The 24073-nt window shown below is 68.0% G+C and carries 24 protein-coding genes and 1 riboswitch; of the genes, 7 read left to right on the forward strand and 17 right to left on the reverse strand.

Annotated elements, in window-relative coordinates; translation table 11 throughout:
• Positions 1-65: 65 nt before the first annotated feature.
• The 13 genes from cobU to VSX79_RS18395 all read right to left on the reverse strand — a co-directional run bounded on the left by cobU (position 66) and on the right by VSX79_RS18395 (position 12853).
• A complete protein-coding gene (gene cobU / locus VSX79_RS18335) occupies positions 66-587 on the reverse strand; it encodes a bifunctional adenosylcobinamide kinase/adenosylcobinamide-phosphate guanylyltransferase (RefSeq protein ID WP_326914040.1) in 522 nt (173 codons plus the stop codon).
• Positions 584-2041, reverse strand: coding sequence for a cobyric acid synthase (locus VSX79_RS18340; protein WP_326914041.1), 1458 nt, complete (start codon positions 2039-2041; stop codon positions 584-586). Before VSX79_RS18340 ends, cobU begins: the two co-directional genes overlap by 4 nt.
• Positions 2029-2964, reverse strand: a complete 936-nt coding sequence (gene cbiB / locus VSX79_RS18345) for an adenosylcobinamide-phosphate synthase CbiB (RefSeq protein ID WP_326914042.1) — start codon at positions 2962-2964, stop codon at positions 2029-2031. The genes VSX79_RS18340 and cbiB overlap by 13 nt, the downstream gene beginning before the upstream one ends.
• On the reverse strand, positions 2957-3925 hold the full coding sequence (locus VSX79_RS18350; protein ID WP_326914043.1) for an aminotransferase class I/II-fold pyridoxal phosphate-dependent enzyme: 969 nt from the start codon (positions 3923-3925) through the stop codon (positions 2957-2959). The genes cbiB and VSX79_RS18350 overlap by 8 nt, the downstream gene beginning before the upstream one ends.
• A complete protein-coding gene (locus tag VSX79_RS18355; RefSeq protein WP_326914044.1) occupies positions 3922-4641 on the reverse strand; it encodes an adenosylcobinamide-GDP ribazoletransferase in 720 nt (239 codons plus the stop codon). The genes VSX79_RS18350 and VSX79_RS18355 overlap by 4 nt, the downstream gene beginning before the upstream one ends.
• Entirely contained in the window at positions 4638-5207 is a 570-nt protein-coding gene (locus VSX79_RS18360; RefSeq protein ID WP_179498095.1) for a histidine phosphatase family protein, read from the reverse strand. Before VSX79_RS18360 ends, VSX79_RS18355 begins: the two co-directional genes overlap by 4 nt.
• Entirely contained in the window at positions 5204-6220 is a 1017-nt protein-coding gene (gene cobT / locus VSX79_RS18365; RefSeq protein ID WP_326914045.1) for a nicotinate-nucleotide--dimethylbenzimidazole phosphoribosyltransferase, read from the reverse strand. The genes VSX79_RS18360 and cobT overlap by 4 nt, the downstream gene beginning before the upstream one ends.
• Entirely contained in the window at positions 6217-6624 is a 408-nt protein-coding gene (locus tag VSX79_RS18370) for a DUF1636 domain-containing protein (RefSeq protein WP_179498099.1), read from the reverse strand. Before VSX79_RS18370 ends, cobT begins: the two co-directional genes overlap by 4 nt.
• Positions 6624-8582, reverse strand: a complete 1959-nt coding sequence (locus VSX79_RS18375; protein WP_326914046.1) for a TonB-dependent receptor plug domain-containing protein — start codon at positions 8580-8582, stop codon at positions 6624-6626. The genes VSX79_RS18370 and VSX79_RS18375 overlap by 1 nt, the downstream gene beginning before the upstream one ends.
• A 148-nt stretch (positions 8583-8730) precedes the next feature.
• Positions 8731-8915, reverse strand: a riboswitch (cobalamin riboswitch).
• 53 nt (positions 8916-8968) lie between these two features.
• Positions 8969-10429, reverse strand: coding sequence for a S41 family peptidase (locus VSX79_RS18380; protein WP_179498103.1), 1461 nt, complete (start codon positions 10427-10429; stop codon positions 8969-8971).
• Positions 10430-10463: 34 nt separating this feature from the next.
• Positions 10464-11180: an RlmE family RNA methyltransferase gene (locus VSX79_RS18385; RefSeq protein ID WP_179498105.1), complete on the reverse strand. Its 717-nt coding sequence runs from the start codon at positions 11178-11180 to the stop codon at positions 10464-10466.
• Positions 11177-12265 (reverse strand): Ppx/GppA phosphatase family protein, encoded by a 1089-nt coding sequence (locus VSX79_RS18390; RefSeq protein WP_179498107.1) that lies wholly within the window; start codon positions 12263-12265, stop codon positions 11177-11179. Before VSX79_RS18390 ends, VSX79_RS18385 begins: the two co-directional genes overlap by 4 nt.
• A 186-nt stretch (positions 12266-12451) precedes the next feature.
• On the reverse strand, positions 12452-12853 hold the full coding sequence (locus VSX79_RS18395; protein WP_179498109.1) for a glycine zipper 2TM domain-containing protein: 402 nt from the start codon (positions 12851-12853) through the stop codon (positions 12452-12454).
• Between the two features lie 163 nt (positions 12854-13016).
• Here VSX79_RS18395 and VSX79_RS18400 point away from each other — a divergent pair, with 163 nt between their 5' ends.
• Positions 13017-14027 carry an esterase-like activity of phytase family protein gene (locus tag VSX79_RS18400; protein ID WP_326914048.1) on the forward strand — a complete coding sequence of 337 codons (1011 nt, stop codon included), beginning with the start codon at positions 13017-13019 and terminating at the stop codon, positions 14025-14027.
• 69 nt (positions 14028-14096) lie between these two features.
• On the opposite strand, the gene rpmB is transcribed toward VSX79_RS18400, so the two are convergent.
• Positions 14097-14390, reverse strand: a complete 294-nt coding sequence (gene rpmB / locus VSX79_RS18405; RefSeq protein ID WP_105999446.1) for a 50S ribosomal protein L28 — start codon at positions 14388-14390, stop codon at positions 14097-14099.
• Positions 14391-14529: 139 nt separating this feature from the next.
• On the opposite strand from rpmB, the gene tadA reads away from it, so the two are divergent.
• Positions 14530-14985, forward strand: coding sequence for a tRNA adenosine(34) deaminase TadA (gene tadA / locus VSX79_RS18410; protein WP_179498113.1), 456 nt, complete (start codon positions 14530-14532; stop codon positions 14983-14985).
• Positions 14986-15179: 194 nt separating this feature from the next.
• Here tadA and bdcA read toward each other — a convergent pair whose 3' ends face one another.
• Positions 15180-15893, reverse strand: coding sequence for an SDR family oxidoreductase (gene bdcA, locus VSX79_RS18415; RefSeq protein ID WP_179498115.1), 714 nt, complete (start codon positions 15891-15893; stop codon positions 15180-15182).
• Between the two features lie 76 nt (positions 15894-15969).
• Between bdcA and VSX79_RS18420 the strand changes: the two genes are divergently transcribed.
• Positions 15970-16554 carry a TetR/AcrR family transcriptional regulator gene (locus VSX79_RS18420; RefSeq protein ID WP_326914049.1) on the forward strand — a complete coding sequence of 195 codons (585 nt, stop codon included), beginning with the start codon at positions 15970-15972 and terminating at the stop codon, positions 16552-16554.
• Positions 16555-16622: 68 nt separating this feature from the next.
• Positions 16623-17996, forward strand: coding sequence for a M20/M25/M40 family metallo-hydrolase (locus VSX79_RS18425; RefSeq protein ID WP_326914050.1), 1374 nt, complete (start codon positions 16623-16625; stop codon positions 17994-17996).
• 104 nt (positions 17997-18100) lie between these two features.
• Here the strand turns inward: VSX79_RS18425 and VSX79_RS18430 are convergent, their stop codons facing one another.
• Positions 18101-18694, reverse strand: coding sequence for a TetR/AcrR family transcriptional regulator (locus VSX79_RS18430; protein WP_326914051.1), 594 nt, complete (start codon positions 18692-18694; stop codon positions 18101-18103).
• 33 nt (positions 18695-18727) lie between these two features.
• Between VSX79_RS18430 and VSX79_RS18435 the strand changes: the two genes are divergently transcribed.
• The 3 genes from VSX79_RS18435 (at position 18728) to VSX79_RS18445 (ending at position 22813) form a co-directional block, all read left to right on the forward strand.
• Positions 18728-19891: an aromatic ring-hydroxylating oxygenase subunit alpha gene (locus VSX79_RS18435; RefSeq protein WP_326914052.1), complete on the forward strand. Its 1164-nt coding sequence runs from the start codon at positions 18728-18730 to the stop codon at positions 19889-19891.
• A 109-nt stretch (positions 19892-20000) separates the two neighbouring features.
• The gene (locus tag VSX79_RS18440) at positions 20001-21212 is read left to right on the forward strand and encodes an FAD-dependent oxidoreductase (protein WP_326914053.1); all 1212 of its coding nucleotides are present in this window, start codon (positions 20001-20003) and stop codon (positions 21210-21212) included.
• Positions 21209-22813 (forward strand): phytoene desaturase family protein, encoded by a 1605-nt coding sequence (locus tag VSX79_RS18445; RefSeq protein WP_326914054.1) that lies wholly within the window; start codon positions 21209-21211, stop codon positions 22811-22813. The genes VSX79_RS18440 and VSX79_RS18445 overlap by 4 nt, the downstream gene beginning before the upstream one ends.
• Here VSX79_RS18445 and VSX79_RS18450 read toward each other — a convergent pair.
• Complete coding sequence (locus VSX79_RS18450) at positions 22775-24025, reverse strand: amino acid permease (protein WP_407697292.1); 1251 nt, start codon at positions 24023-24025, stop codon at positions 22775-22777. The genes VSX79_RS18445 and VSX79_RS18450 overlap by 39 nt on opposite strands.
• Positions 24026-24073 lie beyond the last annotated feature (48 nt).

The raw sequence follows: 24073 nt of genomic DNA on the forward strand, positions 1-24073 counted from the left end.
AAGTGAGAATCTGCTTCATGGTCATGGTAAACAGTGCGTTCACCATGATTGGCGCAGCGTCGAGACTAATGCCGCGGTTTGAGCGTGAGCGGGAGGCCGGCGGTGACCAGCACGACTTCCGCCGCGGTGGCGGCGACCGACTGGTTGAGCTGCCCGGCCGCGTCGCGAAACGCCCGCGCCAGTGCGTTGTCGGGCACGATGCCGAGGCCGACCTCGTTGGCGACGAGGATCAGCGTGCCCTCGAAACGGCCGATCGCATCGCATAATTGCTGCCCGGCGCGCGCGATATTTGCGTCGGCGAGCAGCAGGTTCGACACCCAGAGCGTCAGGCAGTCGACGAGCACGACGGCTCCTTCTCCATTCACGGCATCGATTGCGGCGGGCAGTTCGCGCGGCGCCTCGACCGTCGTCCAGCGCATATCGCGGTCGGCGCGATGGCGCGCGATGCGCTCGCGCATCTCGTCGTCGAAGGCTTCGGCGGTCGCGACGAAGACGGGGTTCGCCCCGGCCGCCTCGGCGCGCGCCTGCGCATAGCGGCTCTTGCCCGACCGCGCGCCGCCGAGCACGAACAGCGACGGCCCGCTCATCCGCCGATCCCCGCGATCCGCAGCATCGCGTCAACATCGGCGTAGCGCGCGAACTCGGCGGCGATATCGTCGAGCGCGGTGTCGACATCGGCGGCATAATCGCGTCCGCTTGCCGTGACATCGATCCGCGCGAGTAGCGCGCGGCGCAGGTCGGCCGACGCGAACAGGCCATGCAGATAGGAGCCGATCACGCGGCCCGCTGGATCGATCGCGCCGTCCTCTGCGCCATCCTCGAGCATCGCCATGCGCCGCGCCGCACCGGGGCCGCGCGTTTCGCCCATGTGCATTTCATAGCCTTCCACCGGCGCACCCAATGCGGTGCCGCGCACGCGGCGCAATATTTTCGCGGGCGAGAGTGTCGTTTCGACGTCGAGCAGGCCCAGCCCCTCGACCTCGGCAGGTGCGCCTTCGATCCCCAGCGGATCGGCGATCCGGCGCCCGAGCATCTGATATCCGCCGCACAGCCCGACGATCAGCCCGCCGCGCCGGTGGTGCGCCCGGATGTCGATATCCCAGCCCTCGGCGCGCAGCGCGGCGAGGTCGGCGATCGTCGCTTTCGATCCCGGCAGCACGATCATTGCCGCCTCGGCGGGGATCGGCCGCCCCGGCGGTACCATCACGACCTCGACTCCTGGTTCGAGCTTCAGCGGATCGAGGTCGTCGAAATTCGATATGCGCGGCAGGATCGGGCAGGCGATCAGCTTGCGCCCCTCCTGCGGGTCGGCGGCGCGGTCGAGGATCACCGCGTCCTCGCTTGGCAAGCGCGCCGCCGCGCTCAGCCAGGGAATGACGCCCAGCCCCGGCCAGCCGCTCCGCCGCTCGATCGCGCGATAGCCGTCCTCGAACAGCGTGGGGTCGCCGCGAAACTTGTTGATCAGGAAACCGCGGATCATAGCCGCGTCGTCGGGCTCGATCACCGCGCGCGTCCCGACGACCGACGCGATCACGCCGCCGCGGTCGATGTCGCCGATCAGCACGACGGGCACGTTGGCGGCGCGCGCGAAGCCCATGTTGGCGATGTCGCCCGCGCGCAGGTTGATCTCGGCCGGCGATCCGGCGCCTTCGACGATGATGATGTCGCACTGGCGCCGCAGCCTGTCATGGCTTTCGAGCACCTCGGCCATCAGCGCGCCCCGCGCCTCGCGGAAATTGCCGCTGCCCAATGTGCCGCGCACCCGTCCGTGGACGATCAGTTGCGACGTGCGGTCGGCCTGCGGCTTCAGCAGCACGGGGTTCATGTCGCTGTGCGGCTCCGCGCGGCACGCCAGCGCCTGCAGCGCCTGCGCGCGCCCGATCTCACCGCCGTCGGCGGTGACCGCGGCATTGTTCGACATATTCTGCGGCTTGAATGGAAGTACGCGAAGGTCGCGATTGGTCAGACAGCGGCACAGCGCCGCGACGAGCACCGACTTGCCGACATCGGACCCCGTACCCTGCAACATCAGCGCAGCCATGCCGCGCCCCCCGCGATCAGCCACAGGAGCAGGCAGGCGCGCAAATAGACGGCGAGCGCGCGGTCGATATCACCGCCGCCTGCGTCGCTGGCCCCATCGCCGATCCATGGCTTGTCGTGCATCACCCCGTCATAGGCGACCGGGCCCGCCAGCCGAAGCCCCAACGCGCCCGCCATCGCCGCTTCGGGCCAGCCCGCGTTGGGCGAGGCGTGATTGCGCGCGTCGCGCCACATGATGCGCCATCCGCCGCCGACGATACACAGAAGCAGCCCCGACAGCCGCGCGGGAATCCAGTTCGCGAGATCGTCCGTGCGGGCCGCCGCCCAGCCGAAGGCGCGCCAGCGGTCCTCGCGATGGCCGATCAGGCTGTCTGCGGTGTTCGCCGCCTTATACGCCCATACGCCCGGCAGGCCGAAGATCAGCAGCCAGAAAAGCGGCGCGGCGACCCCGTCGCAAAAGCTTTCGGCAAGGCTTTCGATCGCGGCGCGCGCGACCCCGGCTTCGCCCAGCGCGGCGGTGTCGCGGCCGACGATCATCCCGACGGCCGCGCGGGCACCGGGCAGGTCGCCGGCATCGATCCGCTCGCCGACCGCGCGGACATGATCGAACAGACTGCGCTGCGCAAGCGCCGGCCAAACGAGGATCGCGACGGTAATCCAGCCCCATGCCCCGAAGCGCGCGAGCAGCAGCGTCTGGACTGCGAGGCCGGCGCCGCTCGTGCCGAACAACAGCAAGCCAAGCGCCAAAGCACCCAGCGCGCGCCGCCTGGCAAAGCCATATTCGGCCCGGTTCCACCGCGCCTCGCAGCCGGCGATGATCCGCGCGAACAGCCCGACCGGATGGCCGACGCGTCGATAGAGCGCGCGCGGCCAGCCGAGCGCCGCGTCGAGCGCGAGCGCGGTGAGCGCGACGGGCTCAGCCACGGCCAAGCGCGGCGTCGAGCCGCGCGAGCGCCGCGGCGTCGGCGGGCAGGCCGAGGCGCAGCCAGCGCGGCTGCTCGGCAAAGGGGCGGGTGAGGATCGCGCGCCGGGCGAGATGCTCGAACAGCGCGCGCGCGTCGTCGGCCTCGATCAGGCGGAAGAGGGGACAGGCGCCCGCCGGGCGATAACCATGTCGCGCCAGCATCGCATCGAGCGCCGCAGCGTCATCGGGGAGGCGGCGCCGCGTCGCGGCGATCCACCCGGAATCGGTATAGGCGGCGGTGCCCATCGCGATGGCCGCTTGGGACAAGGGCCATGCGCCGAGCCGCGCTCGCAGCGCCGCGACGATCACCTGCGGGGCGAGGACGAAACCGAGCCGCACCCCCGCAAGGCCGAAGAATTTGCCGAACGATCGAAAGACGATCAGCCTTTGCGCGTCATCGACCGCCGCCGCGACGCTCTGCGTCGGGTCGGCGTCGGCAAAGGCCTCATCGACGAGCAGCCAGCCGTCGCGGGGGTCGAGCAATTCGCGGATCGCTTCGGCGGCGATGGTGCGCCCGTCGGGATTGTTGGGGTTGGCGAGGATCAAATGCCCTGCGGCGCCCGGCGCGTCGTCGCGGTCGGTCGCTATGCTGTCCGGAATCATCTCACCATGCGTGCGATATCCGGGAACGACATGGCGTGCGGCGCCCCCGATCAGCGCGCCGACAAGGCGCAACCCGATCTCGCTGCCCGGCACTGCGCAGACGTAACGCGGATCGACCCCGAAACAGGCGGCGGCGTTGGCTTCGAGCTGTGCGAGGGCCTCGGGCTCGGGCAATCGCCGCCAGTCGAACACCATGCTCGCGGCGCCTGGCCAGGGATGCGGGTTGAGACCCGTCGACAGGTCGATCCAGTCGCCTTCGCCGAAATGGCGCTTCGCGGCTTCGATGCCCCCGCCATGCCAGATCCACCGATCGTTCATGCGAAATGCGCCAGCACCAGCGCGGCTGCGAGGAGCAGGCTTTCGCCGATCTCGATGCCCGCGCCATGCCCGTCGCCCGAAATCCCGCCGATCCGGCGCATCAGCCACCAGCCCCAGAAAAGGAAGACCAGCGGTGCGGCGAGCAGCGACGGCGATACCCACGCCGCCGCGACGAGCAGCAGGGCCCAGATCAGCAAATCGGCCGGACGCACCACATTGCGGAAGCGCGAGCCGAGCCCCGCGTGCAGGTCGGGCAGCACGCGCGACCATATCAGCGGGCCGATCCGCGCCGCGAAAGGCACGAGCGCGATGGCGACGAACGCCTCGCGCTCGAGCAATGCGTGGAGCAGCACCAGCTTGGCGATCAATTGCAGGGCGATCGCGACCACCGCGAAGCTCCCGGCATGCGGGTCGCCCAGCACCGCGAGCAGCCGGTCGCGGTGCTTGTGCGCCGCACCGCTCGCGTCGGCGATGTCACCCAGCCCGTCGAGGTGCAGCGCGCCGGTGACGGCGCCCCATACGACCAGCGCCGCAAGCGCGCCGGTCCATGGATCGATCCGCGCCCCGGTCCAACCCGCGCCGGCGACGAGAATACCGACGATCAGCCCGACAGCGGGAAACCAGCGCATCGACGCCGCGAATTCGTCGCTCGACACCGCGACGCGCGGGGTCGGCAGCCGCGTCAGGAACTGGATCGCGATAATCAGCCCTTTCATGGGTAAAGCCCTGCGATCTGTGCACTTCGCCGCTCACCCGGCCAGACGCGGAGCGAAAGCAGTGCCGCATAGGGGAGGTCGAAGGCCCAGAGCTGGCGCTGGTCGAATCCGCAAAGATGGTGCAGCGCCGCGCGCATCGCCCCGCCGTGGGTGACGACCAGCGTCGGGACCGGAGACAGATCCGCTATTGCCGCGGACACCCGCGCAACCAGCGCCGACCAGCGTTCGCCGCCCGGCGGCGGGTTGGTGTCGGGATCGTCCCAGAAACGGCCGAGCGCCTGCGCGTCGACCGCGCTGGCTGGCCCGCCGTCCCAGTCGCCGAAATCGAGTTCACGCCAGCGCGGATCGATCGCGAGCGGCACGCCGATCGCGTCGCCGATGACTTCGCCGGCGTCGCGGCTGCGGCGAAGGTCGGACGCGATCAGGCGTTCGATGCCGAGGCCTCCGGCTTGCGCGGCGCAAGCGGCGATGCCTGCCGCGGTCGGCGAGCCGTCGGTGCGCCCCATCAGCAGCCCCGGCGTTTCGGGCGCGCCGTGGCGCAGCAAATGAAGCGCGAAGCCGCTCACAGCGACGCCGAAACCTGCGCCTCGGCAAAGGTCGCCATCCGGTCGTGCGCCGCGAGCGCGCTGCGGACGATATTGGCCGCGACCGCCGCGCCGCTGCCTTCGCCGAGCCGCATATCGAGCGACAGCAAAGGGTCGAGTCCGAGCAATGCCAGCAGGCGCTTGTGCCCCGGCTCCGCCGAGCAATGGCCCGCGATGCAATGGCCGACGATCGCGGGATTCTCCGCCGCCAGCGGCGCGATTGCCGATGTGCAGATAAAGCCGTCGAGCAGCACCGGAACGCCCAGCTGGCGCGCGCGCACGATGGCGCCCGCGATTGCCGCGATCTCGCGCCCGCCGACGCGGCGCAGCGTTTCGAAAGCCGAGCGCGGCGCAGCGCCATGGAAGGCGAGTGCGCGTTCAATCACCTCGATCTTGCGCGCGACGCCGTGGCCGTCGACCCCGGTCCCCGGGCCGACCCATCCCGTCACGCCGCCGGCAAAGCTGCGCGCGCAGAGCGCGGCGGCGGCGGTCGAATTGCCGATACCCATCTCGCCGAGCAGGATCAGGTCGAGATCGGCCTCGACCACCGCCGCGCCGCGGTTCAGCGCGTCGAGGCATTCGGCCTCGGCCATCGCGGGGGCGTTCGTGAAATCGGCGGTCGGCCGCTCGAGGTCGAGCGCGACCACCGTCAGCTCGACCCCCGCCGCCTCCGACAAGGCGTTGATCGCTGCGCCCCCGTTCGCGAAATTGGCGACCATCTGCGCGGTTACGCTCGGCGGAAAGGCGCTGACGCCGTGGATGGTGACGCCGTGATTGCCCGCGAAGATCGCGGCGCGAGCGCGCGCGATCCGTGGCCGCGCGCGGCCCTGCCAGCCGGCGAAGAAGATCGCCAGATCCTCGAGCCGCCCGAGCGATCCGGCGGGTTTGGTCAGCTCGGCCTGCCGCACGCGTGCATCGGCGGCGGCATGGGCATCGGGGTCGCGCAGCTCGGCGAGAGCGGCCTCGAAGGCTTCGATCGACAGAAAACAGGTCATTCGCCAACAAATCCCGGTGGTGGTGTCCGAGCGATGAAATGGCCTTTGACGCCCTCGGGCCACAGCGAATAGGCGACGCGACCATGCGCGCTCGCCGCATAATGGACGGCATAGTCGAGAATCGCGCGCGCTGAGGCCTCGTCGCCGCCGAACCGCCCAAGCACATAGCCGATCTTGCCCGGCGCGCGCAGATGGACGGTGCAATGATCCTGGCAGGCAAAGAGGCATGCCATGTCCTGCACCGCGATCCCGGCGTAGCGCGGCTCGGCGAGCTTGAGACGCTTCAGCGCCGCGACCAGCCGCGCGCCGCCACGCACGCCTTCGGCATCGACTTGGGCCGCGCGGCTGTGGCGGCAGCTATTGCACACCACCACCGCGGGCCCGGGATCGACGCGTGTCAGCATCAGAAACGCCCCCTTATGCCGGCATAGATGCTGCGGCCGAGCGAGCCATAGCGGTAGGCCGTCATATAATGCTCGGCGAAGATATTTTCGGCACGCGCGAACAGCTTCACCGCGTCGGACAGTGCAACTTCTGCGCGCAGGTCGACGAGCGTATAGCCACCCAGCCGCTGGGCGTTGCTCGCATTGTCATAGCTCTTGCCCGACCAGCGCAGCGCCGCGCCGAGTTCGAGCCCGAAGCCGAAGCCATAACTTGCCGATGCATTGGCGGTATAGCGCGGGCGGCGCGGCAGCCAATTGCCGAAATTGGCGCCCGCCGAACGATCCTCGGAGGCTATCCAGCTATAATTGCCGTCCACCGTCAGCGCGCCGAGGGTGAGCGCCGCGGAGCCTTCGACGCCATGCGCTTCGCTGCGCGCGACGTTGAGATAATATCCGAAGCGCGGGGTGGGCGGGTTGATGCCGGGAACCGTGCAGAGCGGATCGGTCGAGGGCGTCGAACAGCCATTGTAGATGATCTGGTTCGTCGTCGTGCGATCGAACCAGATCGCGCCGACGACGAGTTTGCGGCCCAGAAGATGCTGTTCGATCCCGGCTTCCCAGCCGTGCGCTTCCTCGGGGTCGAGCCCGACATTCCCATATTCGCTGAACAGCTGGTAAAGCCCCGGCGCCTTGAACCCCTCGCCATAGCTCGCGCGCAGCACCGTGCCCGTCGAAAGGCGCCACACGCCACCCGCCGCGAACAGCGTCTGCCCGCCGTAGCGATCATGATCGTCGTAACGGACGCCGCCGTTGAGCGTCAGCCCGTCAACCGGCTCGACGCCGAGCTGGCCATAGACGCTCGTGATCTCGGCCTTGCCGCGCACGAAATCGGGGAGCGGGGTTCCAAGCGATGCCGAGGGCGAGCGGCTGCGAAAGTCCGAGCGTTCGTTTTCGACCCCGAAAATCGCGGTGATGCGGGCGCTGACGTCGAAGCTACCCTGATATTCCCAGCGCTTGTTCGCGCCGTCGGCCTCGAAACTGCGCGGCCGCGCGCGGTCAGGGTTGAAATTGTCGCGGTTCGTGTCGGTATAGGCAAAAGCGATCCGGTTGCGGAATCGCCCGCCGGCAAGGTCGAAATTCAGCCCCGCATAGCCGACGAATTCCTTGTTCAGCCCATAGTCGTTGCTATCGGTGTTGAAGCCGTCGAATTCGACCCGGCCGCTCGAATAAGTGCCGTGCACTTCGGCGCTGACATTGTCGGCGAGCGCCAGTTCGGCGCGGCCCGAGGCATTGCTGTTGCGATAGCCGTCGCGCTCGGTGCCGCCGAACGCCTCGGCGTGCGACGAAATGCCGTCGGTGGTGAAACGCTGGCCGCCGAGGCGCCAGCTGAGTGGCCCCGTTCGCCCGCCGACCGCGGCGCGCGCGCTGACGGTCTGGCGCGACCCAGCCTCGAGGTCGAAGCTGCCTTCGAGCGCCTTTTCGGGCGAGGCGGTGACGATATTGACGACCCCGCCGATCGCCTGGCTGCCCCATAGGATCGACTGTGGCCCGCGCAGCACCTCGATCCGCGAAATATCGCCCGCCAGCAAATTGGTGAAGTTGAAGCCGCCGCCGGTCGATGATGGATCGTTGAGCTTCACCCCGTCGATGACGACGACGCTATGCTCGGACTCGGCGCCGCGGATGCGCAGCGAGGTCGACGTGCCATAGCCGCCGTTGCGCGAGATGCTGATACCCGGCGTGCGGAGCAGCAATTCGGTGACGCCGATATCCTGCGCGCGGTCGATCGCTTCCTTGTCGAGCACGGTTATCGACGACGGCACTTCGTCGAGCGCCAGCGGCGCGCGCGTCGCGGTGACGATGATGCTGTCGCCGTCGGCGGCGACGGCGTGTGCGGAGGGTGCGTCCTCGGCGGCCGCGGCGGAGGAGGCCGCGACGGCGGCAAGGCAGATCGAACTTCGGAAAATAAATTTGAACATATAATCAACCCATCGACAATGCCGCCCGCGCGCGCGGGCTCGATGGGTTGTCCTTTGGGGACGCACGACATCGAGCCCGCGCGCGAACGCGGCCAAGCTTGTCGTCATGCGGGTTCACCCCCGTCCGCCCGGCACACCCTGTCCGGTCGAAAGACGACGGCGACGGGCAGGTCTCCTGGCTTGCGGGTCAGCGCCGGTCGGCCGCCTTCTCGGGACTGAAAGTCCCAATGGCATGTGGCCGATGGCTCGCCGCGTACAGTTGCAGGGGCAGCCGGGGTTTTCCCGTTCCCTCTTAGTCCCCGTCGCCGAGGAACCTGTCGCTTGCCGCGGCCGTTAGCCGGTTTTGGCGGCCGCGGTCAATCGCCGCGACGGGAGCGCGCGATCGGTCAGAACAGCCCTGGCAATTCCCGCTGCGCCGCGCTCGGGCGCTCGGGCACCAGCATCGCGGGGGCCGCGGGCACCAGCATCCGGCTGCTGCGCGCCGCCGCGCCGGCACTCGCATCGGCGATCCGGGTCGGGCAGGCGTTGCCGGCGAGGAAGTCGATCGCGGCGCGGATCGACGCCTCGCGCGGGTCGCCGAGCGGGAGCGTCAGATCATCGTTCGCGGCGCAGCTGTTCGCGATCTTCGGTGCGAGCCCGTCATAATAATCGCTCTGTCCTGCGGCATTGCCCGTGGCGAATGCGACCACGCGCATGCGGTCGTCGCATTCGGCCTTGTCGAGCGCGATCTGGCCGACCGGCTTGCCATAGGTGTTGCTGCCGACGAGCGTCATGTCGGCGCCGAGATAGGGCAGCATCGAATTGATCACCAGCTCGCTGGCCGAGGCGGTCGATCCGGTTCCGATGAAGGCGATGCGCGTCGGCGCGATCGATTGCGCGACCGGCGCGAAGCGATGCTCGTCGTCCTCGCTCGACTTACTGCTGCGAAAGCGCGTCTGCGAAAAGAGCTGGCCGGCGCGCCCCGCGCCCATCAGGTCGCCCATAAGATTGGCCGTCGAAACCAGACCGCCGCCATTATAGCGGAAATCGATGATGATGTCGGTGACGCCCTGCGCGCGGAAATCGGCGAAGGCATTGGTCAGCTGGCCGTCGGCCGACGAGATGAAGCTGCGCAGGTTGAGATAGCCATAGCTCCGCCCGCCCTCGGTGATGACCTTGGCGCCATAGCGGTCCGAAACCGGGTCGAGCGAATAATCGGCCTTGGCGACGGTGACGTCGCGCGTGCCGGCCGCGTCGGTGATGCGCAGCACGCGGCTCACCCCCGGATCGTTCGGGCCGAGCGCATCGGCCAGTCCCGCCGTCCCTTCGGCGGCGACGATGCTCGCAACGCTCCGCACATTGCCGCTGTTGGTGCCGATCCCGACGATCGCGGTGCCGCGGTCGATCCCCGCAGCAAAGGCCGGCGCGCCCTCATAGGCTTCGGCGATGACGACGCGCTGACCCGCCGCGTCATAGGCCATGAGCACGCCGAACCCCGCGCTCGATCCGCTGGAAAAGAAGGCGTTCTCCTCGGCGATCGAGGTGATGTAGGTGAAGAAACGGTCCTTGTTCAGCGCCCGCGCTGGGGCAACCAGCGCGTCGATATAGGATTGGACGTCGCTGTAGCTGCCGGGATTGACGCCGCTCGCGACGTCGCCCGGGAACAGATACCATTCGTCGATCACTGCCTTGGCAAAGCTCTGGCGCGAGGCGAGCGCACAATTCGGCGTCGGGGTCGGCGTGGGGCTGGGCGTCGGGGTGACCGTGACCGGATTGCTACCCAATGTCCCGCCGTCGCCGCCGCCGCACGATGCCAGCATCAGCGCCGCCAGCGTTACAGCCGCCACCGACTGCCTCGTCTTGCCCATCAAAATTCTCCCCCCGGTTCGACCCATTCCCCGATTAATCCGTCTCGGTCTCCGTGGCATCGCTGCGCCCCTTGAACCCCTGGGCGATGACATAAAGTTCGGGCGACCCCTTGCGGCTCGCGGGCGGCTTGGCGTGCTTTACCGTTGAAAAGTGTCGCTTTAGTAAAGTCAACAATTCGCGATCGGCGCCGCCCGCGAACACTTTCGCCACGAAAACGCCGCCGGGCAGCAAATTCTGCACCGCGAAATCGGCGGCGGTCTCGGCGAGGCCGATCGTGCGCAGATGGTCGGTCTGCGGGTGGCCGACGGTGTTCGCCGCCATATCCGAAATCACGAGGTCGGGGGCGGAGCCGAGCGCCTCGATCAGCGCATCGGGGGCGGCATCGTCCATGAAATCCATCTCGAGGATTTCGACCCCTTCGATCGGCTCGCAATGGAGCAGGTCGATCCCGGCGACGCGCGCGCGCGGGTTCGCCTTGCGCACGACCTGCGACCAGCCGCCGGGCGTGATGCCCAGGTCGACGACCGCGCGCGATTTCTTGAGGAAGCCGAATTTCTCGTCGAGTTCGATCAGCTTGTACGCGGCGCGCGAGCGATAGCCTTCGGCCTGCGCGCGGCGCACATAGGGATCGTTGAGCTGGCGTTGCAGCCAGCGCGTCGACGACACGCTGCGCCGCTTTGCGGTCTTCACGCGGACGTGCAGGCCACCGCGCCCCCCCGATCCCTTGGCGCCCCCCTTTCCGCCGCTCATTTGCGATACTCGCGGCGCGTGACGGGAATGTCGCGCCCCTGCATCGCGAGACAGCGTAAAATGCCTTCGCGGATACCGCGGTCAGCGACGCCGACGCGCGCGGCGGGCCACAGGTCGATGATGCTTTCGAGGATCGCGCAGCCGGCGACGACCAGATCGGCGCGCTCGCGGCCGATGCAGGCGATTTCGGCGCGGTCGGCGATGCTCGCGTCGGCAAGGCGGCGGCTGATGTCGCGCATCGCGTCGGCGGGAACGACAAGGCCATCGACCGCGCGCCGGTCGTAGCGCGGCAGGTTCAGGAAGACGCTCGCGAGCGTCGTCACGGTGCCGCTGGTGCCGAGCAGGCGCAGCGGCTGGCCGGTGAAGCGTTCGGCGCGCGCCGCAAATCCGGCAAAGGCTTCGCGCGTCACCTCGCGCATATGCGCATAGGCCGCCTGGCGCCCCGCCAGGCTGTCGTCGGGCAGGGGGGCGTGCTCGGTCAGCGACACGACGCCCCACGGCACGCTGATCCAGTCGTGGATCTGCACGTCATGGTCGGACACATCGACGTGCATCAACTCGGTCGATCCGCCGCCGATGTCGAAGATCAGCGCCGGGCCTTCGCCGGGCTCCATCAGATTGTGGCAGCCCAGCACCGCGAGCCGGGCTTCCTCGGCGGCCGAAATGATGTCGAGGACGATCCCCGTCTCGCGGCGGACGCGTTCGGCCAGCTCTTCGCCGTTGCTCGCGCGGCGGCACGCCTCGGTCGCCACCGCGCGCGACAGCGAGACATGGCGGCGGCGCAGCTTGTCGGCGCAGATCGCCAGCGCGGCGACGGTGCGGTCCATCGCCGCGTCGCTGATCCGGCCGCTGCCGTGCAAACCTTCGCCCAGCCGGACGATGCGCGAAAAAGCGTCGATGACGACGAGCTCGCCATTTTGCGGGCGCGCGATCAGGAGTCTGCAATTGTTGGTGCCAAGGTCGATCGCGGCATAGCTGCGCGACCGCGTGATCGGCACGGGGCGCGATTCGCCGCCCGCTTTTCGTCCTTTTGCCGCCGGGCCGGGCCGCGGCGGTCGCCGCGATGGCGCTGCCATTTGCCGCATGGCTATTATTACCTGTCTGCTCACGCGTCCGCAAAACCGCGAACGTGCACTTGGCGCAGAACCTAGGCTCCCCCCGCGATTATGGCAAGGCCCCGTCCAGGTGCCGGGGAACAAGGAAAACCCCGCCCGGCACGGGGCCGGACGGGGGAAGTGGGAGAGGAAGTTATTGGGGGTCGGGCCTGCCTCTTAACGGCAGCCGTCGTTCCCCTTGTCGATCGCGCGGCCGGCGATGGCGCCGACGGCGCCGCCGATGATCGTGCCGACCGTGCGGTCGCCGCGACCGGCGATTTCATGACCGGCTAGGCCGCCGGCGATCGCGCCGATGATCGTCCCGCCGGTGCCCTTGTCGCACTGGCGATAGTTGCGACGATCGCCGCGGTAATAATTGCGGTTGTTGCGGTAATCGCGGCGGTTGTCGCGGCGATAATCGCGGCGGTCATAGCGACGGTCGTCGCGGTCATAACCGCTGTAATAGCTCGAATAGCCGTCGCGGTCGTAATAGCCGTTCTGCGCCGCGGCGGGTGCTGCCAGGCCCAGCGTCGCGGTGGACATCAGGGCGGCGATCGAGAGGGTCACCATCTTTTTCATCGTCGTTCTCCTTCTTTCGTCGTTTGGCCCTTTGGGGCTGTGGTCGATGAAGGGGTTTTGCCCGATTCGCATTGAGCCAAGCCTGAACATCATTGTTGGCTGTTGTTCAGCTTTCCGCGCCGAAACGCTTCCCTTTCCCATGCGGGCACCCTAACCCGCCGCGATGCGCCGCCTCCTTTACGCCGCCCTGGCCTTCGCCGCGCTCGGGCCGATGCCCGGAACCGTCCTGCGCTTTCCGCGCGTCGACTTGACCGAGAGCGCCGCCGCGCGCCCGCTACGCTTCACGGCGGAAGCGGGCGGCACGATGCGCTTCGTGCGCGGATGGCACCTCGTCAGCCCGCACAGCCGCTTCGGTGGCTTCTCTGCGCTCGCGCGGACGGGGGCTGAGAGAGGGGTGGGCGGTTTCCAGCTGATCGGCGACAATGGCTATTGGACGCGGTTCACGCTCGGTTCGCGCGGCGCGGTTTCCGACGTCCGGATTCGCGCGCTTCCTACCCCCGACGGGCGCCCGGCGCGCAAATCGACGGTCGATGCCGAAGCGATGTTCGTCGATCGCGCCAGCGGAAAGAGCTGGATCGCGCTAGAAGGGATCAACCAGATCTGGCGGCTCGATCGCGGCCTTGCGGTCATCGAGGCGCGCCGCAAGCTCCCCCCGCCGCGCTGGCCCACGAACAGCGGGCCGGAAGCGATGGTGCGGCTCGCCGACGGGCGCACGCTCGTCTTTTCGGAGGACGCCGCCGACGATCCGCGCGGGCGCGAGGCGCTGGTCTTTACCGGCGATCCGGCGGCGCCGGGGCCGAAGCCCTTTCGCTTCTTCTATGCGTCGGACGGGCGCGGCCTGGTCAGCGATGCCGCGCCGCTGCCCGACGGGCGCATCCTGCTCGTCCATCGGCGGCTTGGGTTCGATCCGGTGTTCACGACGATCATCGCAATCGCCGATCCCGCCGATATCCAGGAAGACGCCGTCCTTCGCGCGCGGACAATCGGCCGCGTGCCCTGGCCGCTCGCCGAAAATTATGAGGGTGCGGCCGTGTCGGTCGAAGGTGGCCGCACCTTTCTCTGGCTCGTCGCCGACGATAATTTCAACGTCTGGCAGCGCAGCCTGCTGCTGCAGTTCGAATTGGTGGACCTTCCGCCGAAAAGGATGCCGGACAGCAAAAAGGCCGCGCAGTAACCCGGCGGCCTGATTGCGTTCTTGGTGCCCCGAAACGGTTCCGGCCGGAACCGCGCCGGATCAAAGCGCCTAAGCGGCCTTTTCGGCCAGCTTCTTCGCGACTTCCTTCTTCACCTTGCGCGCCGAAGCCGACAGCTGGTCGTCGCCGGCCTTGAGCAGCCAGTTGTCGAGGCCGCCATTATGCTCGACCGTGCGCAGGCCGTGGGTCGACACGCGCAGCTTTACGCCCTTGCCGAGGGCGTCCGACAGCAGCGTCACATTCTGCAGGTTGGGCAGGAAGGTGCGCTTGGTCTTGTTGTTGGCGTGGCTGACATTGTGGCCAACCTGGCGGCCCTTGCCGGTCAGTTCGCAGATGCGCGACATCGTCTTCGTCCTCGTCAAAAAATTTCGGATCGGCGTCCGGGCACTTCCCGAGAAACGGGCAATGCAGAACCGGAGTGAGCCGGGAAAGGCGCGCGCTTATCGGCTTGCCGGAGATTCGTCAAGCGATTAGCGGGGGAACATGTCCCGTTTTCCGTTGCCCGAACCGATGCGCCGCGCGCTCGATCTCGCCCGTATCGCCGCCGAATGGGGCGAAGTGCCCGTCGGCGCGGTGATCGTCAAGGATGGCGAGATCATCGCCGAGGGCCACAACCGCCCGCGCGAATCACACGATCCGACCGCGCACGCCGAAATCGTCGCGATTCGCATCGCGGCGGCGAAGCTCGGCAACGAACGGCTCGACGGGTGCGATCTCTATGTCACGCTCGAACCCTGCGCGATGTGCGCGGGCGCGATCGCGCATGCGCGAATCGCGCGGCTCTATTATGGCGCCGACGACCCGAAGGGCGGAGCGGTCGTCCACGGTCCGCGGACCTTCGCGCAGCCCACGATCCACCATCGCCCCGAAATCTACGACGGCATCGGCGAAGCCGAGGCGGCGGCGCTGCTGAGGGACTTCTTCGCCGCGCGGCGTTAGCCGCGACGACGCCGGCTTTGGGGTGGGGAGCTGACCCTTGTGCACCCCGGCGAATGTCGGGGCCCAGTGCGTAAAAGCGCAACGCCAGCGCGGGAATTCTGGACCCCGGCTTTCGCCGGGGTACGGCTAACTCCGGTCGAATCCCGCCGCTCTCCCCCTTGGGGGGGGGGGCGGGGGGCGCCGCCCCAGCCGCATCAGGCGCCGAACGCCCCGTCGATCGTGTGCATCGCGCCGGTGACGAAGCCCGCTTCGGGGCCCGCCAGCCAGGCGACCATGCCCGCGACCTCTTCGGGCCGCCCGTGGCGCTTGATCGCCATGAAGCCGTGCATCAGTTCGCGCATCGGGCCGTCCTCCGGGTTCGCATCGGTATCGATCGGCCCCGGTTGCACGACATTGATCGTGATCCCGCGCGGCCCGAAATCGCGCGCCAGTCCGCGCGCCATGCCCTGCAGCGCCGATTTGCTCAGCGCATAGGAGGCCATGCCGGGGACGGGCATACGGTCGCCGTTGACCGACCCGATCACGATGATCCGCCCGCCGTCGGGCATGTGCCGCGCCGCCTCGACCGACGCATGGTAGGGCGCGTGGACGTTAACGCGGAACAGCCGGTCGATGGCGTCGGGATCCTGTTCCAGCGCGTCGCCGAAAATCGCGTAGCCCGCGTTCACGACCAATATGTCGAGCGCGCCGCTCTCGCGCACCCGCGCGATCACCGCGTCGCGATCGGCGCTGTCCGTCGGCACCGCACTCGTCCCGGTCTCGGCCGCCAGCGTTTCGGCTGCCTCGCGCGAACCGTTGTAAGTGAAGACGACGTTCGCGCCGTCGGCGGCGAAGCGGCGCACGATCGCCGCGCCGATGCCCCGGCTGCCGCCGAGGACGAGAACGGATTTTCCTTGGAATGCAGACACAGGAAGACTCCTTGCTTATTAATGTAGGGAGCACTACATAAAACTCCCAAGGCCAACGTCAAGGTATTTTGTAATAGTGACTACAAATAAATCCCGTGGACGTCCGCGCCGCTTCGATCCCGACGCGGCGGTCGCGACGGCGCAGCACCTCTTTCACGCGCGCGGCTATGACGCGGTCAGCGTCGCCGACGTCACCGATGCGCTCGGTATCAACCCGCCGAGCCTCTACGCCGCTTTCGGCAGCAAGGCCGGCCTCTACGCGCGCGTGCTCGACCATTGGACCGAAACCGCGGCGATCCCGCTCGCCGACATCCTGCGCGCCGATACCCCGGTCTCCGACGCGCTTGCCGCCTTGCTGGAGGAGGCCGCCCGCCATTACGCGTCCGGCACCCACGCTGGCGGATGCCTCGTGCTCGAAGGGACCCGCTGCAATGACGAGGGCGCGCGCGAGGCCGCGCGGGCACTGAGTGGCGCAGCGGAGCAGGCGATTCGCGACTATATCGCCGTCCGCCATCCGGAAGCCGCCGACAGCGTGACCGACTATGTCGGCACGATCATGCTGGGGCTTTCGGCGAAAGCGCGCGCCGGACACGACCTGCCCCGCCTCCTCGCCAGCGCGCGGATCGCCGGCGCCGCCGTCGCGCAAATCCTGCCTGGCTGAACGGCGCGTCGGGTTCGCGCGCCGATGCCCCCTTGCGAAGCCGGGCCGACGCGGCATAGTCCGCTGCCATGCACCGCCTCACCGCCCCGCTCGCCCTCGCCGCCGCCCTGCTCGCCGCCGCGCCCGTCCACGCCAAGCCCGCCGACACGGAGGCGGCGAAGAAGATATTGAAGGACAGCATCGCGATCCCGACCGTCGAAGGGCGCGGCAAGGTGCCCGAACTGGCGGCCTATTATGCGAGTGTCCTCAAGGCGGCGGGCTATGCCGACAGCGATATCGAGATCACCCCGATGGGCGAAACGGCGACCTTCGCCGCGACGCTCGCGGGCACGACGAAGCAGAAGCCGATCGTGCTGCTCGGCCATATGGACGTCGTCGAGGCCGATCCCAAGGACTGGACGCGCGATCCCTTCGTGCCGGTCGAGGAGGATGGCTATATCTTCGGTCGCGGGTCGGAGGACAACAAGTTCGACGTTTCGATGATGGTCGCGACGATGGCGCAGCTCAAGAAGGACGGTTTCAAGCCGAAGCGTTCGATCATCCTGCTCTTGTCGGGCGATGAGGAAACGCAGATGACGACGACGCGCGCGCTGGCCGCCAAATATAAGGGTGCCGAATTCGCGCTGAATGGCGACGGCGGTGGCGGGCTGATCGCGGAGGATGGCAAGCCGCAATATTATGGGCTGCAGGCGGGCGAGAAGACCTATGCCGACTTCACGCTCGAAGTCACCAACGCGGGTGGCCACAGCTCGCGTCCTTCGCCCGTCAACGCGATCGTCCAGTTGTCGAACGCGCTCGCCAAGGTCGGCGCCTATCGCTTCACGCCGCAGCAGAATGAGCTGACCAGGGTCGGTATGCCGATCGTCGCCGACCAGGTCGGCGGCGAGATCGGCGCGGCATTGAGGGCGTTCGCCGCCAATCCCGCCGACGCCGCGGCGATCGCCAAGATTCGCGCCGAACCGGAATATGTCGGCCAGATCGGCACGACCTGCGTGCCGACGCTGGTCAAGGGCGGTCATGCCGAGAACGCGCTTCCCCAGCGCGCGACCGCGAACATCAACTGCCGTATCTTTCCCGGCGTGCCGGTTGAAACCGTGCGCGCCGAACTCGAAAAGGTGATTGCCGATCCGGCGGTCAAGGTGAACACCGATCCCGACGCCAGCGCCAGCGATGCTTCGCCCCTGCGGCCCGACGTGATGGCGGCGGTGAAGAAGGCGGTGCATGCTCGCGCCCCGGGCTTGCCGATCATTCCGTCGATGAGCGCGGGCGCCACCGACTCCTATCATTTCCGCGCGCAGGGCGTGCCGAGCTATGGCGTCGCGGGTCTCTTCTCGAAAGCAAGCGACAGCTTCGCCCACGGCCTCAACGAGCGCGTGCCCGTCGACGCCATTGCCCCCGCGCTCGCGCATTGGGACAGCCTGCTTCGCGATTTGTCGAAATGAGGCCGGGCCCCTGCGAAGGCAGGGGCCTATCACCTGAGGTTATGTGATAAACCGCCGCATGCGAAGAAGGCCGGGGCTGGGCCCCTGCCTTCGCAGGCGCACAGCTATGGCAACAACGCCCCCACCGCCCGCTCGACCATAGCGACCGCCGCTTCGGCGCCGAAGCTCGCGGCGTCGAGCGACAGTTCGAGCCACAGCCCGTCGACCATCGCGGTGAGCATGATCGCGAGCCGCTCGGGCTCGCGCGCGTCGCACGCCGTCAGCAACTCGGTCAGCCGCGCGCGATAGCCGGCGTAACTTTCCGCGTGGATGTCCGCCATGCGCGCGTCACTGCGCGCCAGCGCCCAGAAGGCGGTCCACGCGCCGAGCAGATCGGGATCGGTTACCGGCGGGCGGAAACTTGCGGTCAGATAGGCGGTCAGCCGCGCGCGCGGATCATGGTCCGCATCCTCGACCGCGCCCGCGAAAATCGCGTCCATCCGGTCGCTCGTCGCCTGATAGGTCGCGGCGACCAGATCGTCGATACCCCCGAAATAATGCCGCAGCAGCCCGGGCGACACCCCGGCTTTTCTGCAGATCGCGCGCACATTCGTCCCCGCAAGGCCGTGTTCGGCGAGGCACGCCGCGGTTGCCTCGATCAGGTCCGCCCGGCGGGCATCGGCGCTTTCGCGCGTAAAGGCTTGGCGAGCGGGCTGCATACTGTTATACGTTTGTATAACAAGGAACGAGCCATGGCAACTGCACTGCTTCACGCACCCGATCGCGACCCGCTCGATGGCTGGTCGCTGCCCGCCTGGACGTACAGCGATCCCGATTTCCACGCCGCCGAGATGGAGCGCATCTTCCGCCCGAGCTGGCAGGTCGTCTGTCACGACAGCGACATTCCGAACGCCGGCGACTGGCACAGCATCGATTATTGCGGCGAGAGCGTGATTGTCGTGCGCGGCACCGACCATGTCGTTCGCGCCTTCGCCAACGTCTGCCGCCATCGCGGCTCGCGGCTGCTCGACGGCGCGGCGGGCTGCGCGAAAAAGCTCGTCTGCCCCTATCATGCCTGGACCTACGAACTCGACGGCCGGCTGACCGGCGTGCCCGACTCGGCCAGCTATCCGACACTCGACAAGGGCAGGGCCGGGCTCGTTCCCGTCGGTCTCGAGCAATGGCGCGGCTTCTGGTTCGTGCGGCTCGAAGATGACGGCGGTCCGTCGGTGGCGAGAATGATGGCGCCCTATGAGGCGCAGGTCGCGCCCTATCGCTTCGAGGCCCTCGGTGCGCTCGGCCGCGTCACGCTGCGTCCGCGCGAGGTGAACTGGAAGAATGTCGGCGACAATTATTCGGACGGCCTCCACATCCCCGTCGCGCACCCCGGCCTCACGCGCCTGTTCGGCAAAAGCTATGGTGTCGAGGCCGAGGACAATGTCGACCGCATGTGGGGCGATCTGATCGATCGGCCGTCGGTGAACTGGTCCGAACGCATGTACCAGCGGCTGCTGCCCCCGGTGCCACACCTGCCCGAAGCCAACCAGCGCCACTGGCTTTATTTCAAGCTCTGGCCGAACGTCGCCTTCGACATCTATCCCGACCAGGTCGATTTCATGCAATGGTTGCCCACCGGGCCGACCACCTGCCTGATCCGCGAGATTAGCTATGTCCTTCCCGATGAGCGCCGCGAGATGAAGGCCGCGCGCTATTTGAACTGGCGCATCAACCGCCAGGTCAATGCCGAGGACACCGCGCTCATCACCCGCGTCCAGCAGGGGATGGCGTCGAAGAGCTTCACCATGGGACCGCTCAGCGACAAAGAAGTGTGCCTCAAGCATTTCTGTTCGCGGATGCGCGACCTGATCCCCGAAGCGCGGCTTGAGACAGCGCCGCCGCCGGGGTGGAGCCGGTAAGAGTTCCCCTCCCGCTTGCGGGAGGGGCTAGGGGAGGGCCTGTTTCCTCCCGGTCGATTGTCAGCGGGACAGGCCCTCCCCCGGCCCCTCCCGCAAGCGGGAGGGGAGTATGAGCGATCCAGTCATCATCGTCGGCGGCGGCCCCGCCGGTATGGTCGCGGGCCTGCTGCTCGCGCGCGCCGGGGTGCCCGTCACCATCCTTGAAAAACACGCCGATTTCCTCCGCGATTTCCGCGGCGACACGGTGCACCCCTCGACGCTCGACCTGTTCCACGAAATCGGGCGGCTCGATCAGCTGCTGAACCTGCCGCATGCGAAGGTCGACACGATGACCCTCGACCTGCTCGGCGGGCGCTACACGATCGCGTCGCTCAAAAGCCTGCCCGTCGCCGCGCCGTACGTCGCGATGATGCCGCAATGGGACCTGCTCGATTTCATCGCGCGGCAGGGGAAGGCCTATCCGACCTTCGACCTGCGCATGTCGACCGAAGCCGCCGGACCGACCTTCGACGCCGCAGGCCGCGTGAACGGCGTGACCCTGACCACGGGCGAGACATTGGCCGCGCGCCTTGTCATCGCCGCCGACGGCCGCCGCTCGGTGCTGCGCGACGCCGCCGACCTGCCGCTCGAAGATCTTGGCGCGCCGATGGATGTGCTGTGGTTCCGTATCCCGATGCCCGCCGACGCCCCGACCGACGTGCCGCTCGGCACCATCGACGCGCGCGGCATGGTCGTCGCCATCCCGCGCGGCGATTATTGGCAATGCGCGCGGATTATCGAAAAGGGCGGCTTGCCGGCGATCGAAGCGCGCGGGATCGCCGCCTTCCGCGACGATGTCACCGCGCTCGTCCCTGGTCTTTCCGCCGGGATCGACACGATCGCCAGCTTCGACGACGTAAAACTGCTCACCGTCGCGCTTGATCGCCTCACGCGCTGGTCGCGGCCGGGCCTGCTCGCGATCGGCGACGCGGCGCACGCGATGTCGCCGGTCGGCGGGGTGGGCATAAACCTCGCGGTGCAGGATGCCGTGGCCACCGCCAATATCCTCGCCGCACCGATGGCTGCGGGCGCAAACCCCGACCCGCTGCTCGTCAAGGTCCAGGAACGCCGCTGGAAACCGACGACGCGGATGCAGGGGCTCCAGCGCTTCGCGCATCAGAATATCATCGAACCGATGCTTCGCGGCGAAATCACCCGCGTGCCGCTTGCCGTTCGCCTGCTCGACCGCATCCCGCTGCTCCGCCGCATCCCGGGCCGTATCCTCGGCCTCGGCTTCGGCCGCCAGCATGTCCAATCCCCGCTTGCGAAAGAATTTTCATGACCAAAGCCTATGACGCCCTGATTATCGGCGCCGGCCACAACGGCCTCGTCTGCGCTTTCTATCTCGCCAAGGCGGGGCTGAAGGTGCGGATCGTCGAGGCGCGCGACATCGTCGGCGGCGCCGCGGTGACCGAGGAGTTTGCGCCGGGATTCCGCAACTCGGTCGCGAGCTACACGGTCAGCCTGCTCCAGCCGAAGGTCATCGCCGACATGAAGCTCGCCGATCATGGCTATCGCGTCATCGAACGTCCGATCAGCAATTTCCTGCCGCAGGAAGATGGGGGCTACCTCAAGCTCGGAGGCGGGCTCGAACGCACGCAGGCCGAGTTCCGAAAGTTCAGCCACCGTGATGCCGAGGTGCTGCCGCAATATTATGACGCGCTCGAAAATGTCGCCGAACTGCTCCGCGACCTTGCGTTGAAGGTTCCGCCCAACATCGGTGATGGCTTTCGCACGCTGATCGACGGCGCGCGGCAGGGGCGGCGCTTCGCGACCCTCAGCCTCGAACAGCAGCGCGACGTGCTCGACCTGTTTACGAAATCGGCGCGCACGATGCTGGATAGCTGGTTCGAGAGCGAAGCGGTCAAGGCCGCCTTCGGCTTCGACGCGGTCGTCGGCAATTATGCCAGCCCCGACACGCCGGGCAGCGCCTATGTCCTTCTTCATCACGTCTTCGGCGAAGTGAACGGCAAGAAGGGCGCCTGGGGCCACAGCATCGGCGGCATGGGCAGGATCACCGAGATCATGGCCAAGGTCTGCCGCGACTTGGGGGTCGAGATCAGCCTCGAAAGCCCGGTCGACAAGGTGCTCGTCGACGCCGGCAAGGCGGTCGGGGTCAAGCTGGCCGGCGGCGAGGAAATCGCGGCGGCGCGCGTGATCGCCAATGTCGGGCCGAAATTGCTTTACGAGCGCATGATGGACCCCAGCGACCTGCCCGCGGGGTACGAGCGCCGGATCAAGGGCTTCAAGGCGGGCAGCGGCACCTTCCGCATGAACGTCGCGCTGTCCGAACTACCGCGCTTTACCTGCCTCCCCGAGCCGGGCGAACATCACCAGTCGGGGATCATCCTCGCGCCGACGCTCGATTATATGGACCGCGCCTTCCTCGACGCGAAACAGCATGGCTGGTCGAAGGCGCCGATCGTCGAGATGCTGATCCCGTCGACCGTCGACGACAGCCTCGCGCCGCCCGGGAGCCATGTCGCCAGCCTGTTCTGCCAGCAATTCGCGCCGGTGCTGCCCGATGGCCGCGACTGGGACGACGAGGAAGAAGCCGCTGCCGACGCTATCCTCGACACCGTCGAGAAGCATGCGCCGGGTTTCCGCGCGAGCATCATCGCGCAGACGCGCCTCTCGCCCAAGGGTCTCGAACGCAAGTTCGGGCTCGTCGGCGGCGACATCATGCACGGCAATATGAGCCTCGACCAGCTCTGGTCGGCGCGCCCCGTGCTCGGCAACGGCGGGTATCGCGGACCGGTAAAGGGGCTCTATATGTGCGGCGCGGGCACGCATCCGGGCGGCGGCGTGACCGGCGCGCCGGGGCATAATGCGGCGCAGGTGATTTTACGCGACCGGGGTTTCTTCGCGCCCAGATGGCGTTGAGGTCGGCGCCGCTTCGCGCGTCCACCAATAAAGCGGCAGCCCCGCCGCCATCAGGATCAGGCTCATCGCGCTGACATTCAGCCCGGCCCCCCACAGCGTCCAGCCGGAATAGGCGAGGCCGATCAGCGCGACCGGGATGGCGACACGCAGCCGCAGCGCGGCGGCGGCGCAGGACAGATAGAGCCACAGCGTCACCGAGGTCGACAATATCGCCATGAAGGTGAACATCTCGGCGGTCGACTTGCTGCTGTTCAGCACGACGCAGGCGGTCGCGAGGAGGCTCGCGCTGAACAGCGCGACAATGGGCGTCCCGTGGCGGTTGGTTGCGGCGAAGCGCGCGGGGAACAGGCCTTGGCGCGCGAGCGTCGCAGGCAGTTCGGCCTGGATCAGCGTGAAGCCGTTGAGCGCGCCGATCGCGCTGATCGCGGCAAAGGCGGCGATGAACAAGGCCGGGCCATGCCCCCAATAGGTTTCGGCGAACAGCGCAAAGGGGGCGTCGGACTTCGCAACCTCGTCCGCGGGCAGCATCAGCGCGACCGCCGAGCAGACGATGAGGTAGAGGATTCCCGTCGCGAGCGTGCCGATGATCGTCGCGCGCGGGATGGTGACGACCGGATCCTCGACCTTGTCGGTCGCGATGCTCGCCGATTCGAAGCCGAGCAACGCCCACAGCGTCAGGATCGCCGATCCGCTGACCGCCGTCAGCGACAGCCCCTCGGCCGGAAAGGGGGTGGTTGCGACTGGCACCGCGCCGCCGAACGCGACGGGGATAAGGACGATCACCGTCAGCAGCGGGATCAGCTTGATCAGCAAGGTCACGACCTGGAAGCGGCCCGCGGCGCGCGCGCCGCGCCAGTTAATCGCGGTGACGATCCAGATCAGCGCGAGCGTCGAGATCGCCATATGCTGCCCGAGCGCGGGCGCGAAAAGGCTGAGGAAGCTGACAGCTGCGACCGCGAGCGTCACATTGGCGGTCCACACCGACACCCAATAGGCCCAGCCGATCATGAAGCTGGGGATGCGCCCGAAGGCGAGCTGGACGAAGGCGGTCGGCCCGCTCGCTTGCGGAAAGGCGACGGTCAGCCGCGCGAGGACCATTGCGAGCGCCAGCGCGCCGGCGATCGTGATCGCCCAGCCCGCGACGCCGTTCCAGCCGAAGGGCGCGAGGCTGGCGGGAAGCAGGAACACCCCCGACCCGATCATATTGCCCATCACGAGCGCGATACACATCGAAAGGCCGAGCTTGCGGCCCGGCCCCTC

Source organism: Sphingopyxis chilensis, from assembly GCF_035930445.1.
Lineage (GTDB): Bacteria > Pseudomonadota > Alphaproteobacteria > Sphingomonadales > Sphingomonadaceae > Sphingopyxis > Sphingopyxis chilensis.